Source organism: Maricaulis sp. (genome assembly GCF_017642925.1).
In the GTDB taxonomy this organism is placed as follows: Bacteria; Pseudomonadota; Alphaproteobacteria; order Caulobacterales; family Maricaulaceae; genus Maricaulis.
In genome coordinates this window covers 17923-32583 of the sequence record NZ_JAEPOL010000025.1, presented here as the reverse complement: position 1 = coordinate 32583, position 14661 = coordinate 17923, and the positions used below count along the sequence as shown (strand labels likewise).

Genomic DNA, 14661 nt, shown 5'->3' with positions numbered 1-14661 from the left:
AGAAACTCTGTATAGTGTGTCGCTGTGACCAGCCGACCCAACATATAGTGGATCAATGAAAAGGGTCGGTCAACGCCCAGAATGGTCCGCGGGCGGATTTTTTGGTTAACAAATCCTGAATGCGCAGCGGGGCCCGTCACACCCGATTAAACCGGATGAGAGGGCCCCGCAACAGGGTTAAATCCCGTTAATACAGGCGATCAGGACAGGTTCAGCAATTCCGGGTCGCCACCCTGGGCCGCGATGTTGATCGTGACCGTCCGCTCGCCGGCAAACCGGTGCAGATAGTGCGGACCGCCGGCCTTGGGACCCGTGCCTGACAGGCCTTCCCCGCCGAAAGGCTGCACGCCGACAACGGCGCCGACCATGTTCCGGTTCACATAGACATTGCCCGCCGGAACGATGGACTGAATTTGCCTGTGGAAAGATGCCAGGCGCGAATGAATGCCCAAGGTGAGCCCGTAACCCTTCGCTGCCAGCTCGCGCGCAATCGCACCGACATCGCGGCGCTTGTAGCGCACCACGTGCAGAATCGGGCCGAACACTTCGCGGTCCAGCATGTCGAGCGAGGGCAGTTCGACCAGGGCGGGCCCGAAGAAGAAGCCGCGCTCGGAAAGCTCCACATCGTCGATCTTCTTGATCACCTTCGCGGCCGCTTCCATACGCTCCATGTGGCGCAGCAGAAGTTCACGCTGTTCGTTGTCGATCACCGGGCCGACATCGGTCGCGGGATCCATGGGATCGCCCAGCTGCAGCTCGTCCATCGCACCGGCCAGCGACTCGATCAGCTCGTCCGCCGTGTCTTCCGGCACGAAGATGATGCGCAGCGCCGAACAGCGCTGACCGGCCGATCCGAAGGCCGACATGATGGCATCGTCGACGACCTGTTCGCGCAGGGCCGTGGTGTCCACGAACATGCCGTTGAGACCGCCGGTCTCCGCGATCAACGGTGCGATTGCGGTCTCCCGCGCGGCCAGCGACCGGTTGATCGCGCGGGCGACTTCCGTCGAGCCCGTGAAGGCGACGCCTTGCGTCCGCGGGTCATTGGTCAGGGCCGCACCGATGATCTCACCCGTACCGGGCAGGAAGTGCAGCACACTGGCCGGCAGCCCCGCCTTCTGGAACATGCGGACGGCCTCGAAGGCGACAAGCGGGGTCTGTTCCGCGGGCTTGGCGATAACGGCATTGCCCGCGGCCAGAGCCGCTGCGACCTGGCCGACGAAGATTGCCAGCGGGAAATTCCACGGGCTGATACAGACGAAGACACCCCGGCCCTTCAGGCCCAGATGGTTGGTCTCGCCGGCCGGTCCGGGCAGGCGGACATCCGAATCGAACTCGCGCTCAGCCTGGGCTGCGTAATAGCGGCAGAAGTCGACCGCCTCGCGGACTTCGGCGATGCCGTCATTGAGTGTCTTGCCGGCCTCGCGCGCCATCAGCACGATGAGGCGTTCCATGTCCGCTTCCAGCGCATCGCCCATGGCGCGCAGGATTGCGCCGCGCGCCTTGCCTCCGCGCGCATCCCAGGCCGGCTGGGCCGCAATGGCGATTTCGAAGGCGGCATTCACATCATCGACCGAGGCGTCCACCGCCGTGCCGACATACTCGCCCGAATCGACCGGCGACATGATCTGGTGGGCGGCGCCGTCGAGCAGCTTGCCATTGACCAGCGGCGCAGCCGTGATCGGTTCGGACTTTTCGAAATCGCGGAAGGCCTTCGCCAGGCTGGCGCGGACCCGCGCCTGGGCCAGGTCCAGTCCTTTCGAGTTCGGACGCTCCTCGCCGTAAAGATCGCCGGGCAGCGAGATGCGGGCATGACGGTCGATCGTCTCGGCATCGCGGAACGGGCCGCGCGCCACGTCTTCCACCGGTACGTCCGGATCAAGGAAGGAATGCACGAAGGATGTGTTGGCGCCGTTCTCCAGCAGGCGGCGCACGAGATAGGGCAGCAGGTCCTCATGGCTGCCGACCGGTGCATAGATACGCACCGGACGTTCCTCGTGAAGCTTGGCAGCGGCGGCATAGAGCGCATCGCCCATGCCGTGCAGGCGCTGGAACTCGTAATGCTCCACACCGGCCTGCTGCGCCATTTCACGCACGGCACACAGTGAGTGGGCGTTGTGGGTGGCGAACTGGGAATAGATCTGGTCCGGCGCGGTCAGCATCACCCGCGCGCAGGCGAGATAGTTCAGATCCGTCGCCGGCTTGGTAGTCCAGACCGGGAAGTCCGGCCAGCCCATCTGGTGCGAGAACTTGATCTCGGTATCCCAGTAGGCGCCCTTCACCAGGCGCACCAGGAAACGGCGTTGGGTTTCGCGGCCCAGCTCGATCAGGCGCTCGATCACGAACCGTGCGCGCTTCTGATAGGCCTGCACCGCCAGCCCCAGCCCCTGCCAGCCGGCCAGATCCGGCTCGCGCGCCAGCCGCTCGAGCAGTTTCAGCGAGACGACCAGGCGATCCGCCTCCTCGGCATCCAGGCAGAAGCCGATATCGTAGGATTTCGCCAGCTTGGCCTGTTCGAGCAGTTTCGGATAGAGCTCGGCCATCACCCGCTCTTCCTTCACCGCCAGGTATTTCGGATGCAGCGCCGAGAGCTTCACGGACACGCCGTGTTCCAGCTCCACCGGCTTGTCGCCGCGCACCTTGCCGACAGCATCGATCGCCTCGATATAACGCTTGTGATAGCGCTCGGCATCGGCGGCGGTGCGGGCGCCCTCGCCCAGCATGTCGAAGGAGCACAGGGCGCCCTCGCCCTTCTTGGCCCGCTTGATGCCTTCGGAAATGCTGCGGCCCAGAACGAATTGCTCGCCCATGATCCCCATGGCGCGGAACACCGCCGCCCGGATCACCGGCTCGCCAAGGCGCGCCGTCATCTTGCGCCAGTAATCGCCCGGATTCTGGCGTGCGTCCGGATCGACGTCGATGATCGAACCCGTCAGCATCAGACCCAGCGTGGACGCATTGACCAGCCAGTTCTCGGAGCGGCCCATATGCTCGGCCCAGGCACCGCCGGAAATCTTTTCCGCGATCAGCCGGTCGGCCGTCGGCGCATCCGGCACACGCAGCAGCGCCTCGGCCAGGCACATCAGGGCGAGGCCTTCCTTGTTGGACAGGCCGAATTCCTGCAGGAAGCTGTCCATCAGGCCGCGCGAACGCGTGGTCGCACGCGCCGTCTTCACCAGCTCGATGGCACCGTCATGAACGCGCTTGCGAGCGTCGGCATCCAGACCCGTTTCATCCGCGAGACGCTTCACGGCAGCGCTCTCGTCGGCGAACTTCACCGAATCCAAATCATCCCAGCGCAGGGCTTCACGGGTCTGGACATTCATAACTGAAACTCCCACTCCAGTAAGTGAACAGCCCGGACAATGGTCCGGTCTTTTCGTCGGGGCAAGACAAGTGTGCGGGTCATTTGTGTTCGCGTGCGGCTAATTTATAACCGCGAAACACCCGGGACCCCGTAACTTCGCCCAAACATTGCGTGATCTTGGTTCGCGACCCGCCAACGAACAATTTCCTGTCCGCATTCCGGTCGGCGGCGGCAGGGTATTTTGCGCAGCAGAGCGCCCACCGGACGCAGTCCGCGCGGCGGATAACCGCTTTCTTTCCTTCAAGCCAGCGCTTTCGCCAGTATGCTAATGGCTGACATGCCGGACCGGTTCCGCTAAACGCGGCGGGACCCCGGTTGAACCGGCCACACTATCGGCCCGAAAGCGGCCCGGAAAACGGATCGAGATGACCGACAACAGCCAGCCCCTCGAACACGAAACCGCTCAAACCGGCACGCAGGTGCAGACCACAGCGGAGGATACCGAAGAACGCCCCCAGCGGATCATGCTGGTCACGGATGCCTGGGAACCGCAGATGAACGGGGTCGTACGCACCCTGTCGCGCACGGTCGATGAATGCCGCGCCATGGGGCACCAGATCGAGGTGATCCATCCGGGCCTCGGCTACAAGACCTTCCCGCTGCCCACCTATCCTGAGATTCAGCTCGCCATCAATGCGCGCGGCGACATCGCCCGGCGCTTCAAGGAGTTCGAGCCGGAGGCGATTCATATCGCGACTGAGGGCCCGCTGGGCCAGGCGGCGCGCGGGATCTGCAAGAAGTGGGGCCTGCCCTTCACGACGAGCTACCACACGAAATTCCCGGAATACGTCAACGCCCGCTTCCCCTTCATCCCGCTCTCGGCGGGCTATGCCTTCATGCGCTGGTTCCACAACGCATCGGGTCGCATCATGGTGACAACGCCCTCGATGCGCGACGATCTCGCGGCCCGCGGTTTCAAGAATCTCACCGCCTGGGCGCGCGGCGTCGATATCGAACTGTTCAACCCGGACAAGCGCCGCGTGAATGGCGAGGATGTCTATGAAGGCCTGGAGCGTCCGATCTGGGTGAATGTCGGCCGGATCGCGGTCGAAAAGAATATCGAGACTTTCCTCAAGCTTGACCTGCCGGGCACCAAGGTCGTCGTCGGCGACGGCCCGCAGCGCGAGGAGCTGAAGCAGAAATTCCCCGACGCGGTCTTCCCGGGCCCGAAATTCGGTGAGGAGCTGGCGCGCTATTTCGCCGATGCCGACGTCTTCGTCTTCCCGTCCTGGACCGACACGTTCGGCCTGGTAAATCTGGAAGCGATGGCCTGCGGCACGCCGGTTGCGGCCTTCCCGGCCCACGGTCCCAAGGACATCATCCCCGGCTCCGGTGGCGGCTTCATCAATGACGATCTGCGCCAGGCCTGCCTGGATTGTCTGGAGATCGACCGTGCCGCGCCGCGGGCCCACGCCGAAAAGCACTCCTGGAAACAGTGCGCCATCGACTTCGTCGAAAACCTCACGCCGCACCCCAAGCCGGAACGCCGCCGCTTCTGGCGCCGCCTGCGACGCCAGAAGTCGCTGTACTGAGGCAGCGGCGGCCCCGATCGAATAAAGAAAAAGCGCCGGTCTTGCCGGCGCTTTTTTATTGTTTTGGTCGCTGTGACTGCCTCTATTCCGGCGCCTGCGTCATCGCTTCCAGCGATTGCGCCTGGTTGGCGATCGCGTCGCGGTCAGCATCCGCGAGCGGGATCAGGCCGCGATCGGTCAGATAGCCGAATTCGCCCCAGGCGGCGTCCGAAGTGAACTCGGCGACATAGTCGGCCAGGCCCGGCACGATCGCGGCGTGCTGGTTCTTCACATAGAAGAAGAGAGAACGGGAGACCGGATAGGTGCCGTCGGAGATCGCGTCGAATTCCGGCGCCACGCCGTCGATCGTCACGCCGTAGAGACGGTCGTAATTCTGGTCGAGGAAGGAATAGCCGAACACACCGAACGCGTCGGGCGTGTTGACCAGCGTCTGGACGATCGCGTTGTCATTCTCGCCCGCATCGATCCAGCGGCCGTCTTCGCGGATCCGGCCGGCAATGGTTTCAAAGCGGTCGTGATCGGCATCGGCGAGGTCCGACATGCAATCGATGCCGGCGGCACCGGCCTGCATGGCCAGTTCCACGAAGGCGTCGCGCGTGCCCGAGGTCGGCGGCGGGCCGAACACCTCGATCCGCTGACGCGGCAGGGACGGGTCGATGTCCGACCAGCGCTCGTTCGGATTGGCAACAAAGGACGAGCAGGTGTCGTCGGCCGGCACCTCGGCCGCCAGCGCCAGCCAGAGCTGGGTCAGCGTCAGGTCGAGATCGGCAACCTCGTCATTGGCCGAACCCATGACGATACCGTCATAGCCGATCCGCACTTCGGTGATCTCGCGCACGCCATTGTTCTGGCAGCGCTCGAACTCGGAGGCATGCATGCGGCGCGAGGAGTTCACGATGTCCGGATGCTCGGCACCGACACCGGCGCAGAACAGGCGGAACCCGCCGCCCGAGCCGGTCGACTCGACCACCGGCGTGGAGAACTGGGTCTTGGCGCCGAAGCTCTCGGCCACCGCCGTGGAGAAAGGGAAGACCGTGGAGGAACCGACGATGCGGATCTGCTCGCGCTGCTGGATGGCATAGGCGCCGGCCGTGCCGACAGCGGCCGCCAGGAGCGCCGCGGTGAGTTTGTTGAACGCTGACATGGGTGGGGGTCCCCCGTAGTTGGCTTTTCGCGGTTTCGCCTAGCGCCGAATTGGGACGAAACCAAGTCCTATCCGATGAGCGGGCACCGTCCGGCTAGACCAGGCGCTTGCGCAGCAATTGCGACAAGAGGTCGATGGCGCTGACGGCGATGACGATGACAATGACGATGGCGGCGGTGCGCTGGTAGTCGAAGGCGCGGACGGCTTCGAACAGGATCTGGCCGATACCGCCGGCGCCGATCAGGCCCAGCACCGTTGCCGAGCGCGCATTCGACTCGAACCGGTAGAGACCGAAGGAAGTCCACAGCGGCGCGACTTGGGGAATCACCGCCCAGATCACCTCGTGCAGCGGCACGGCACCGGTCGCCCGCACGCCCTCGACCGGACCGTCATCGACAGCCTCGACGGCCTCCGAGAACAGTTTGGCCAGCACACCGGTCGTGTGCACGGCAAGCGCCATCACACCGGCCAGAGGTCCGAGGCCGACGGCGGCGATGAAGACCAGCGCAATGATCAGTTCGTTGATCGAGCGGAACACATCCATAAGCCGGCGGACCGGTTGGACGATCCAGGCCGGCGCCACATTGCGGGCCGACAGCAGGCCGAACGGGATCGCGGCGAAGACGGCGATGAATGTGCCCCAGATCGCGATCTGCACGGTGATGATCATCTGCGGCACGGCTTCGCTGAAGCCATGGGTCAGGTTCTGCCAGTAGCTGGCGCGCGAGGCCGGCGAAAGATCTTCCGGGAAGAAGCCGGCAATGAACTCGCCCATATCGCCGGCATTCTCGACCAGCAGGTAGGACCGGTCCATGTCGGCGCTGTCGAAGCTCCAGACGAGGATGATCACCACACCGGCCGCGATCACGGCATTGGCGACGCGTTCGGTCAGCGGCACACGCGGACCGGGGCCGCGTGGCGCAGAGGCCCACAGTAGGAGGGTCAGCAGCACCACAACGAGCACCAGTATCACGCCGGAAGCTATCCAGTTGATCTGCGAGCCGGCAGCCGCCTCGGCCGGGCCGGCCGCCGCGAGACCATCCACAGCGCTCGCCTGGCTGATCAGGCCGGTATTGCCGGCTTCGACTTCGGCTAGGCGCTGTTCAAGCTCGGCCACCCGCGCTTCCCGCTCCGCCTCGGTCAGGTCCGGATCATTCCGTGCCTCGGTCAGGTCGCGCACGATCTCCAGCTGGACGATGGGATCGAGGTGGGCGTTCGAGGACGGCAGGAAGAGACCGAAATAGAGCGGGTTCAGCACGTCGCGGGCAGCGGCGATCTCTTCCGGCGTGCCCATGCGGCCGTAATTCATGAAGAAGTATTGCAGGCGCTGCTTGGCTTCCTCGTCCAGGTCCGCACGCCAGATGATCGGGTCGGTCTGGATCGCCGGCGAGGTCCACACGACGCGGATACGGCTGGCGATATCCGGACGCGTCCGCGCCAGCAGGGTCATATTGGTCGTGTTGTTGGTCGCCACATCGACCAGACCGTTCGCCACAGCGAGCGCATTGGCTTCGTGATTGGCGTTGCGCACCGAGTTGAAACACTCGCCCGGATCGATACCGCGCGGCGCGAAGATGAAGGCCGACGGCACAAGATAGCCGGAGGTGGAATTCGGGTCGCCCATGCCGAAATCGATCGATCTGTCACAGGACAGCACGTCTTCGACCGACTGGATCGGACTGTCGACCGGCACGATGAGCACCGAGTTATAGCCTTCCGAACCGTCCGGATAGGTCGCCTTGGCAAAGACCTGGCCGCCGCCCAGGCGCACAGCCTGCAGACCGGAGAAGTTGGAGAACCACGCCACCTGGATCGAGCCATAGCGCATGGCCTGGATCATGCCGGCATAGTCGGAGGCGTAGAAGGGCTCGACGTCATAGCCGGTCCATTCTTCCATCGCGGCGATGAAGGGGCGCCAGTTGGATTCCAGGTTGGACGAGCTTTCCGTGGCGATAATGCCGAAATTCAGCGTGCGCCGTTCGCCGCTTTCCGGGTCGGCACCGGACGCTGCATCCGGTCCGGCCTGCGGAGCGGAACAGGCCGACAGGCCCAGAACGAGGCTGACAAGCGTGATCCGGACGAGGATCTGGCAGAGCGCGCGGATCATTCCTCGCCTCCATAGAAGGCGGTTTCGAACTCGGGACCATAGATCTCGATCAGCTTCTCCCGATCGAGGCCATTGGACGGGCCGTCATAGACAATCCGGCCCTTGTTGAGCGCAACTGTGCGGTCGCAATAGCGCTGGGCATAGTCGACCTGGTGCAGCGTCACGACGACGGTCAGGCCGTCGCTCTGGTTCAGCTCGCGCAGCAATTCCATGACCTTGCGTGCGGAGACCGGGTCGAGCGAGGCAATCGGCTCGTCGGCAAACAGGACCTCGGCACCCTGCACCAGCGCGCGGGCAATCGCGCCGCGCTGTTGCTGGCCGCCGGACAGGTTGGACGCACGCCGGGCTGCAAACTCTTCCATGCCGACACGCTCCAGCGCGTCCATGGCGGCCTGCTTGACCGAATTGGGGAACATCCCCAGCGCGCCGCGCCAGACCGGCAGGCGGCCGAGAGCACCCAGCATGACATTGCCGAACAGCGACAGGCGCCCGACCAGATTGAACTGCTGGAAGATGAAGCCCAGCCGCGCACGGTTCTTGCGGACACGCGAGGCAATCTTGCCGCGCGACTGCATCGTCTGGCCCAGCACGGCAACCGGCCCGGACGTGCTGTCCGCCGGTTGCAGCGCGGCTGCCACGCGCAGGAGGGTGGACTTGCCCGATCCGGACGGCCCGATCAGAGCCACCATTTCACCTGGTTCAACCGCAAGGCTGACATCGTCGAGCGCTCGGGTCTCGCCGAATGTCATACGGACATTTTCGGCTTTGAGCGCCGGCACGGCGTCTGTCATCTTGAAAACACCCCTTGTACGCCCCGCCCTTGTGGCGCAGTCGCATGACACTTTTGTGACAGGAGCAGCATGTTTCTCACCCACGCCGCAACCCTGATTCTCATCATTGCGCTTAGCGCCCTGTTCTGGATCGACTTTCGTACATACCGCCTGCCCGACGCAATAACATTGCCGCTGATTGCAGCCGGCCTGGCACTCAACGCGTTCGTGTTTTCCACGCCGTGGGTGTCACTGATCGGGGCCGTCGCAGGCTATCTCGCCTTTGTCGCCGTCGAGACCGGCTTCCGCCGGCTGACCGGCCGCAACGGGCTGGGCCGCGGCGATGCCAAGCTGATCGCGGCGGGCGGCGCCTGGTGCGGCGGCTGGCTCCTGCCCGCCATTGTCCTGGTGGGCACGGGCAGCGCGCTCCTGTTTGTGCTGGGCAAAGCGCTTGTGCAGCGGCGCCTGCCGGGACGCGACGAAGCCTTCGCCTTCGGTCCCTGGCTGGCTGTGGGGATTGCCGCCGGCTGGATCTACCGCGCCTACGGGCCGGGCCTTTATCCGGTGCTGTGAGACAGCTGACTTTAACATTGTCATCCCGGACGCATGCCCGGCCTTGAGCCGGGCGGAGATCCGGGACCCATAATCCCGGTGCTCACCGGGCTGCCTTCAATATCGAGCCCGCTTCCGGCCGAGAGCGAGCGTATGGGGCCCGGCTCTACGACCCGCTTTCGCGGGCCATCCGGCCGGGATGACAAGGGAAGCGACCGCCCTCACCCCTCCGCCACCGTCCGGCAGGCATAATGCCCGATCAGCGGCACGACGCGGGTCTGGCCGTTCGGCTGCAGCACCCGCATCACAACCCGCTCGATCCGCTGGCCTGTCGGCAAGGGCTCGCCGACCCGGCCGGTGAGGCGGATGTCCAGCCCGCGGGCCGGATCGACATAATCGCGCCGATAGGTCTCGCCTGCCACATAGGGCGCCTCGCGCGGCGGCGTATAGAAACCATGCTCGGCGCCATTGGCGTAGACGCGGGCAAAGCCCTCGGTCTCGTTTTCGAAAGCGACAAAGCGATGCGCCGGATCTGCAGTCCAGAAGAAGGTGGCACAGGCACCGGCTTCCAGCGTTTGCGGCGGCAGCGCGCCGGCCGTTTCAACGGCCGCCGCCGGAGCCGGATCCGGGCGGGCCTGGCTCAGCGCCGGCGGCCTCTGCAATTGCGTGGAAGCGCTGCCAGCCGTCGCCGTGCAGGCTGACAGGACCAGCCCGGCCGCGAGAAGAAGAAGAAGTCCGTCAGCGGTTCGCACCATAAACTCCCCGTCCCTGTGCCTGCCAGATTTCGCCTTCGGCCTCGAAACCGGCCAGCGCCAGCGCCTCGGCCAGTTCCGGACGCACCGTATCGACCGAGACCTGCCAGTCATAGCCCTCGACGCGAAGCCGGGCGCTGCCCTCGACCGTCATGTCGGCACTTTCGCCGGAAAAGACGAGTTCGAGATCGTCGCCATTGCAGGCGAGCACGCCGTCCAGGGCCGGCGCCTCGATATTGTAAGGCGCAGCGAGCGCCGTCAGCGCATCCGAGCGCGCCGAACCGGTGGCGCTTTCGCAACGCCCGTCCAACAGGTCGAGCTGAGCGACACGGACGAAGACCGGCGCACGCGGGTCCAGCCCGGTGCCGCCCGTCTCCGTCAGACGGCCCAGCGGCACGGTCAGCGACACGTTTTCCAGCTGTACCCGGCCCGGCGCGAGGATCGCATGCCCGTCGCCGGACAGACCACTGTCCGCCAAGCGCCAGTCCACGGCTACGCGTCCGGTCAGGAACGCCAGCGGCGACACGGACACGGCCGTTTCGCGAATGCGCTCGCCACCGAGACGCAGACCATAGACGCGCCCGTTCCAGACCGTGCCGAACACATCGTCATAGCCCAACTGCGCAACGCCACCGGCGGCAATCGCCACAGCCTTCAGCGGCAAGAGCACGACCAGCCAGACCGCCAGCAGCGCCAGCACAAGGAGAATGCGCCCGATCATCGGCCGCCTCCCTGACGGCGCAGAACGAAGGATGCCTCAACAACGCCTTCACCCGCCCGGTCCATTGTGGAGGAGGCCACCTGGATGCCGAAGCCCGTCTCCAGCTCGACCAGCCAGGCCATCACGGCGCGGCTGTCGGCGCGGTCGATATTCACGGTCAGCGAGCCGTCGTCCGCCGGGACCATGCGCGCCAGTGAAATCTCGTGACGCAGGGCCGTCGCCCCGGCCACAGCCCGCAGCGAGCGGCCGGTATCGGCCTCTTCACGCGTTTGCGCTGCCAGCTGGCGATAGGTGCGGGCATCGTCCTGGATCGAACGGTAGAGCCGCATCGCCGCGGCATAATCGTCGCGGGCACGATCGTTGAAGCCGATCAGCGGCTGCACGACCAGCACGCTGACCGCCAGCACCAGGACCAGGCCGCCGGCGACCCCGAGCAGGACCTGCTCGCGCAGGCTGCGGCCGCCCCAGACCTGTTCGAACATGCGGGTCACAGCATTCATCGCAGCCTCACCGTAAACTCGCCCTGGATGGCCTGGCCGCTCTCGCGCGCACCGCCATCCTCCAGCGCAATACCCAGCGTGCCGGCGCGGGCGTTGAGCGCATCGAAATCGGCAAAATCGCTATAGATCGCCGAGACAGACAGTTCGGACCGGGCCTGGTCGAACCGCACATCATCGATCCGCACCCGCTCATTGCCCGAAGTCAGCTCACCCAGTGCCGCCATCAGCTGCAGGTAGGACGAGGCCTCCCCGCCGCCGAGACCGGACAGGCGCGCCGCCAGCAGGCGCTCGGCCTCGGCCGGAATAACCCGACGGGTCACGTCCGGCACCGCGGCGCGGAACTCGGCGATACTCGCCGCATCGAAACGCTCGGCCTGCAGGCGGTAGTAGACGCCCTCGCCCGCCATGAGCGCACAGAAAGCCACCAGCAGACCCGCCGCCAGCGCCACCGGTCTGCGGATCGGTCCCAGCAGGCCGCGCCAGTCGATCGTCGCCTTCAGCCGATCACCCAGCAGCGGCGGCAGCGCCGCAATAAATTCGGCCGGCAGGGCGCTGGCCTTGAGATCGAGATCGCCGCGCGGCACCTGGCGGAAATTCTCGCCCGCCAGGCCGAGCGAAGCCGAAACGGCCACCGTGCCGCCGCCCGCCCCCTCGATCAGCGGACCGATCACCGGACCGAAGAGTTTGGGATCCATGGCACCGCCGGCCGCCTCACCGGGCTTGCGGGTATCGGCGCCATAGAGCCAGAGAATGCTGTCGCCGCGGTCGAACAGGGTCAGCGCCACATCGCGCTCGGCAGCGGCGATGCAGTCGGGCATCACCCAGGCCGGGCGAACGATCGCGTCGCCGATCCGTGTCGCCCATTGCGCCACGCGATCGCGATCTGCCGCCATCACCCAGCGGCGGCCATCCTCGGCGCGGGCACCGGGCACGATCTCGGTCGCGGCGAGCGATGAGGCGAGCGCCTCCTCAATCATGTAGGGCGCCGCCTGGCGGGCCTCGCGCTCACCGCGCGCGGGCAGATCGATCAGGCCGAGAAAGATATCTTCCGACGGCACCAGGATCAGGGTCCGGCTGACGCCGTGTGTGTCCGGCAGGTCCAGCAGCTCGCCGGGTCCGGCGGCACCGGACGCGCGGCGCACCTGGCCGGCGCGGTCGATGATGGACCAGTGCAGCCTGTCCTGCCCGTCCAGCCTGAGGATCAGGTCCTGGCTCATGAAACGCTTCCGTAGTTCTGCGAGAGACGGCGCACCTGCCCGCCTCCCAGACTCTGCACCAGACCGTTCAGCGCAAAGCGCTGGCCGGCATGGGCGACGTGGATCTCGATCTCGAAATAGCGGGTCTCGATGCCGACGCGTTCGCGCACCGTGGCGTCCGGATCGAGCTCGCGCACCGTGTCCAGCGCCCAGAACGCCTCTTCCGTTTCGAACCCCGAGGCCGGCCGGTTCAGAAGCAGGCCCTCGATGGCCGAACGCGACAGCCCGCCATCGAAGGCCACTGCGAGCAGCGGCCACTGCGCGGCGGTCAGTGTGTTGATATTGAGCGCCAGGGCTTCGCCGGTCGGTCGCACGCAGACCAGCGGGCGCAGGCGCTCATAGATGTCCGGTGTTATCGCTTCCAACGCCAGCAGCTCGGCCCGCTCGGCCATCGGCGCATTGGCAGTGCGATAACCCGGATAAAGCTCGTCCTCGCCGCCCGAAGCGACCGGGCGTATATCGCTGTCGATCCAGTCGGCCGCCTGCGCGGCGATCCGCACCGCACGGGCAGCCGGGATATCCACGGCGCGCATCAGCTGTTCGAAACGCTGTATCCGGGCAGTATCGGCCTGCCGCTCGCCCGATGCACCGGCCGGCGCCAGGCTGTTGAGGTTGAAACAATTGTTTCCGTCGCGCACCCGGCCCGTCAACACGCCCTGCTCGATCGGGAAAGTGCGCGGTCCGTTCAGCCAGTCAGCGTCCGGCCGCAGGGCCCGGCGCGGATCGTCCATCGCCCGCGCGATCAGGCCTTCGGTGAACTCGCGCGCGCCGATCGCATACCAGTAGGCCTGGTCGCGCACATCCATATTGGCCGACCGGCGCATGGCAAAGCGCAGATCGCCGGCCAGCGCCATGGCGAGGCTGGCCATCACCGCCACCAGCAGCAAGGCCGAAACCAGCGAGGCGCCGCGCTCGCGATGGCTGTCGAGAACCGGCCGGCTCATGGCTGCGCCTCCGGTGTCAGAAGCACATGCTCCATCGCCCCCAGCGGCGGCAGATCGTAGCGCAGGCGCACGGCCGCCGGCATCACGCCCTGGCCGGTCTGCGACAGGAAGACCCGGTTCTGCCAGACCGCGCCGACGAGAAACTCGATCGTGAAATCCTCGCCGCCCGCGATCAGCACCTGGTCGGTGATCCGGGTCGCTTCGCCGGGGTCGGGATAGTCGCGCACCCGGCGAACGAGATCGCCGCCGCGTATCAGATAGGTGACATGAAGCAGCGAGCTGCGCGGCCGTATCAGGCCCGGATTGGCGCGGCCATGCCGGGTAAACACCATCAGCACCCGCTCTGTCGCATCGGTCTCGTAGTCGGCCAGCCCGGTCGCCGCGCCGGCCAGGATCCAGGGGTCGCGATAGCCGGCCTCGTCGCGAACGGCGCGGCGGGCGATCTGTCCCAGATCCTCGCGCAGGAGGGTGCGGGCACGGTCGATCATCGCGGTCCGCTCGAGCACGTCCGAATTGATTTCCCGCGCGCCCACGCTCGACGCCATCAGCGCGACCGAGATCGTGCCGATGATCGCGAAGACGAAAACCGAGACGAGGATCTCGACGAGGGAGAAGCCGGCCTCGCGCGCCGGTGCGGCCGCGCTCATTGCGCCCTCCGGAACGTGTCGAGCTCGGCGCCGAGATGCCCGCTCTGCGCCTCGCGCACTTCCAGGTGCAGCCGGACGAGACCGGCATCGTCGGTCGCGCTGACCGCCAGCGACCAGTCATAACCCACCCCGGCAATCGCATATTCGCCCGAACCGGATTGCGGCGGGCCGGGGCGCAGGATCTGGCTGTTCAGAATGTTCTCGGCCGCCACCATTGCCAGCGCCCGCTCCTGGACGGCGGCGGTGTTGCGCGTCGTCGCCTGGGTCATGTTCATCAGGGCGAGCCCCGCTACCGAGAGGACGGCGAGCGCCATCATCATCTCGATCAGCGTGAACCCGCTTTCAGGACTGGAGACCGGCGCGCGCATG

At 66.0% G+C, this 14661-nt stretch carries 13 protein-coding genes; 2 read left to right on the top strand and 11 right to left on the bottom strand.

Annotated elements, in window-relative coordinates; all coding sequences use genetic code 11:
* Positions 1–200: 200 nt before the first annotated feature.
* Positions 201–3326, bottom strand: coding sequence for a bifunctional proline dehydrogenase/L-glutamate gamma-semialdehyde dehydrogenase PutA (gene putA / locus JJ918_RS16010; RefSeq protein ID WP_291889599.1), 3126 nt, complete (start codon positions 3324–3326; stop codon positions 201–203).
* A gap of 505 nt (positions 3327–3831) precedes the next feature.
* On the opposite strand from putA, the gene JJ918_RS16005 reads away from it, so the two are divergent.
* Positions 3832–4899, top strand: coding sequence for a glycosyltransferase family 4 protein (locus JJ918_RS16005; protein WP_367277730.1), 1068 nt, complete (start codon positions 3832–3834; stop codon positions 4897–4899).
* Between the two features lie 82 nt (positions 4900–4981).
* Here the strand turns inward: JJ918_RS16005 and JJ918_RS16000 are convergent, their stop codons facing one another.
* From JJ918_RS16000 to phnC, 3 genes are all read right to left on the bottom strand, one after another.
* A complete protein-coding gene (locus tag JJ918_RS16000) occupies positions 4982–6043 on the bottom strand; it encodes a substrate-binding domain-containing protein (RefSeq protein ID WP_291889595.1) in 1062 nt (353 codons plus the stop codon).
* A gap of 94 nt (positions 6044–6137) precedes the next feature.
* Positions 6138–8150, bottom strand: a complete 2013-nt coding sequence (phnE, locus tag JJ918_RS15995; protein ID WP_291889592.1) for a phosphonate ABC transporter, permease protein PhnE — start codon at positions 8148–8150, stop codon at positions 6138–6140.
* On the bottom strand, positions 8147–8941 hold the full coding sequence (gene phnC, locus JJ918_RS15990; RefSeq protein WP_291889589.1) for a phosphonate ABC transporter ATP-binding protein: 795 nt from the start codon (positions 8939–8941) through the stop codon (positions 8147–8149). Before phnC ends, phnE begins: the two co-directional genes overlap by 4 nt.
* 69 nt (positions 8942–9010) lie before the next feature.
* On the opposite strand from phnC, the gene JJ918_RS15985 reads away from it, so the two are divergent.
* Entirely contained in the window at positions 9011–9493 is a 483-nt protein-coding gene (locus tag JJ918_RS15985) for an A24 family peptidase (RefSeq protein ID WP_291889587.1), read from the top strand.
* Positions 9494–9693: 200 nt separating this feature from the next.
* On the opposite strand, the gene JJ918_RS15980 is transcribed toward JJ918_RS15985, so the two are convergent.
* The 7 genes from JJ918_RS15980 to gspI are packed head-to-tail and all read right to left on the bottom strand — an operon-like array spanning position 9694 to position 14660.
* Positions 9694–10227 carry a hypothetical protein gene (locus tag JJ918_RS15980; protein ID WP_291889585.1) on the bottom strand — a complete coding sequence of 178 codons (534 nt, stop codon included), beginning with the start codon at positions 10225–10227 and terminating at the stop codon, positions 9694–9696.
* Positions 10211–10945: a type II secretion system protein N gene (locus JJ918_RS15975; protein WP_291889583.1), complete on the bottom strand. Its 735-nt coding sequence runs from the start codon at positions 10943–10945 to the stop codon at positions 10211–10213. The genes JJ918_RS15980 and JJ918_RS15975 overlap by 17 nt, the downstream gene beginning before the upstream one ends.
* Positions 10942–11445, bottom strand: coding sequence for a type II secretion system protein M (locus JJ918_RS15970; protein ID WP_291889581.1), 504 nt, complete (start codon positions 11443–11445; stop codon positions 10942–10944). The genes JJ918_RS15975 and JJ918_RS15970 overlap by 4 nt, the downstream gene beginning before the upstream one ends.
* Positions 11442–12662 (bottom strand): type II secretion system protein GspL, encoded by a 1221-nt coding sequence (gene gspL, locus JJ918_RS15965; protein WP_291889580.1) that lies wholly within the window; start codon positions 12660–12662, stop codon positions 11442–11444. The genes JJ918_RS15970 and gspL overlap by 4 nt, the downstream gene beginning before the upstream one ends.
* Entirely contained in the window at positions 12659–13645 is a 987-nt protein-coding gene (gspK, locus tag JJ918_RS15960) for a type II secretion system minor pseudopilin GspK (RefSeq protein ID WP_291889577.1), read from the bottom strand. Before gspK ends, gspL begins: the two co-directional genes overlap by 4 nt.
* The gene (gene gspJ / locus JJ918_RS15955; RefSeq protein WP_291889575.1) at positions 13642–14292 is read right to left on the bottom strand and encodes a type II secretion system minor pseudopilin GspJ; all 651 of its coding nucleotides are present in this window, start codon (positions 14290–14292) and stop codon (positions 13642–13644) included. Before gspJ ends, gspK begins: the two co-directional genes overlap by 4 nt.
* Positions 14289–14660: a type II secretion system minor pseudopilin GspI gene (gspI, locus tag JJ918_RS15950; protein WP_291889573.1), complete on the bottom strand. Its 372-nt coding sequence runs from the start codon at positions 14658–14660 to the stop codon at positions 14289–14291. Before gspI ends, gspJ begins: the two co-directional genes overlap by 4 nt.
* Position 14661 lies beyond the last annotated feature (1 nt).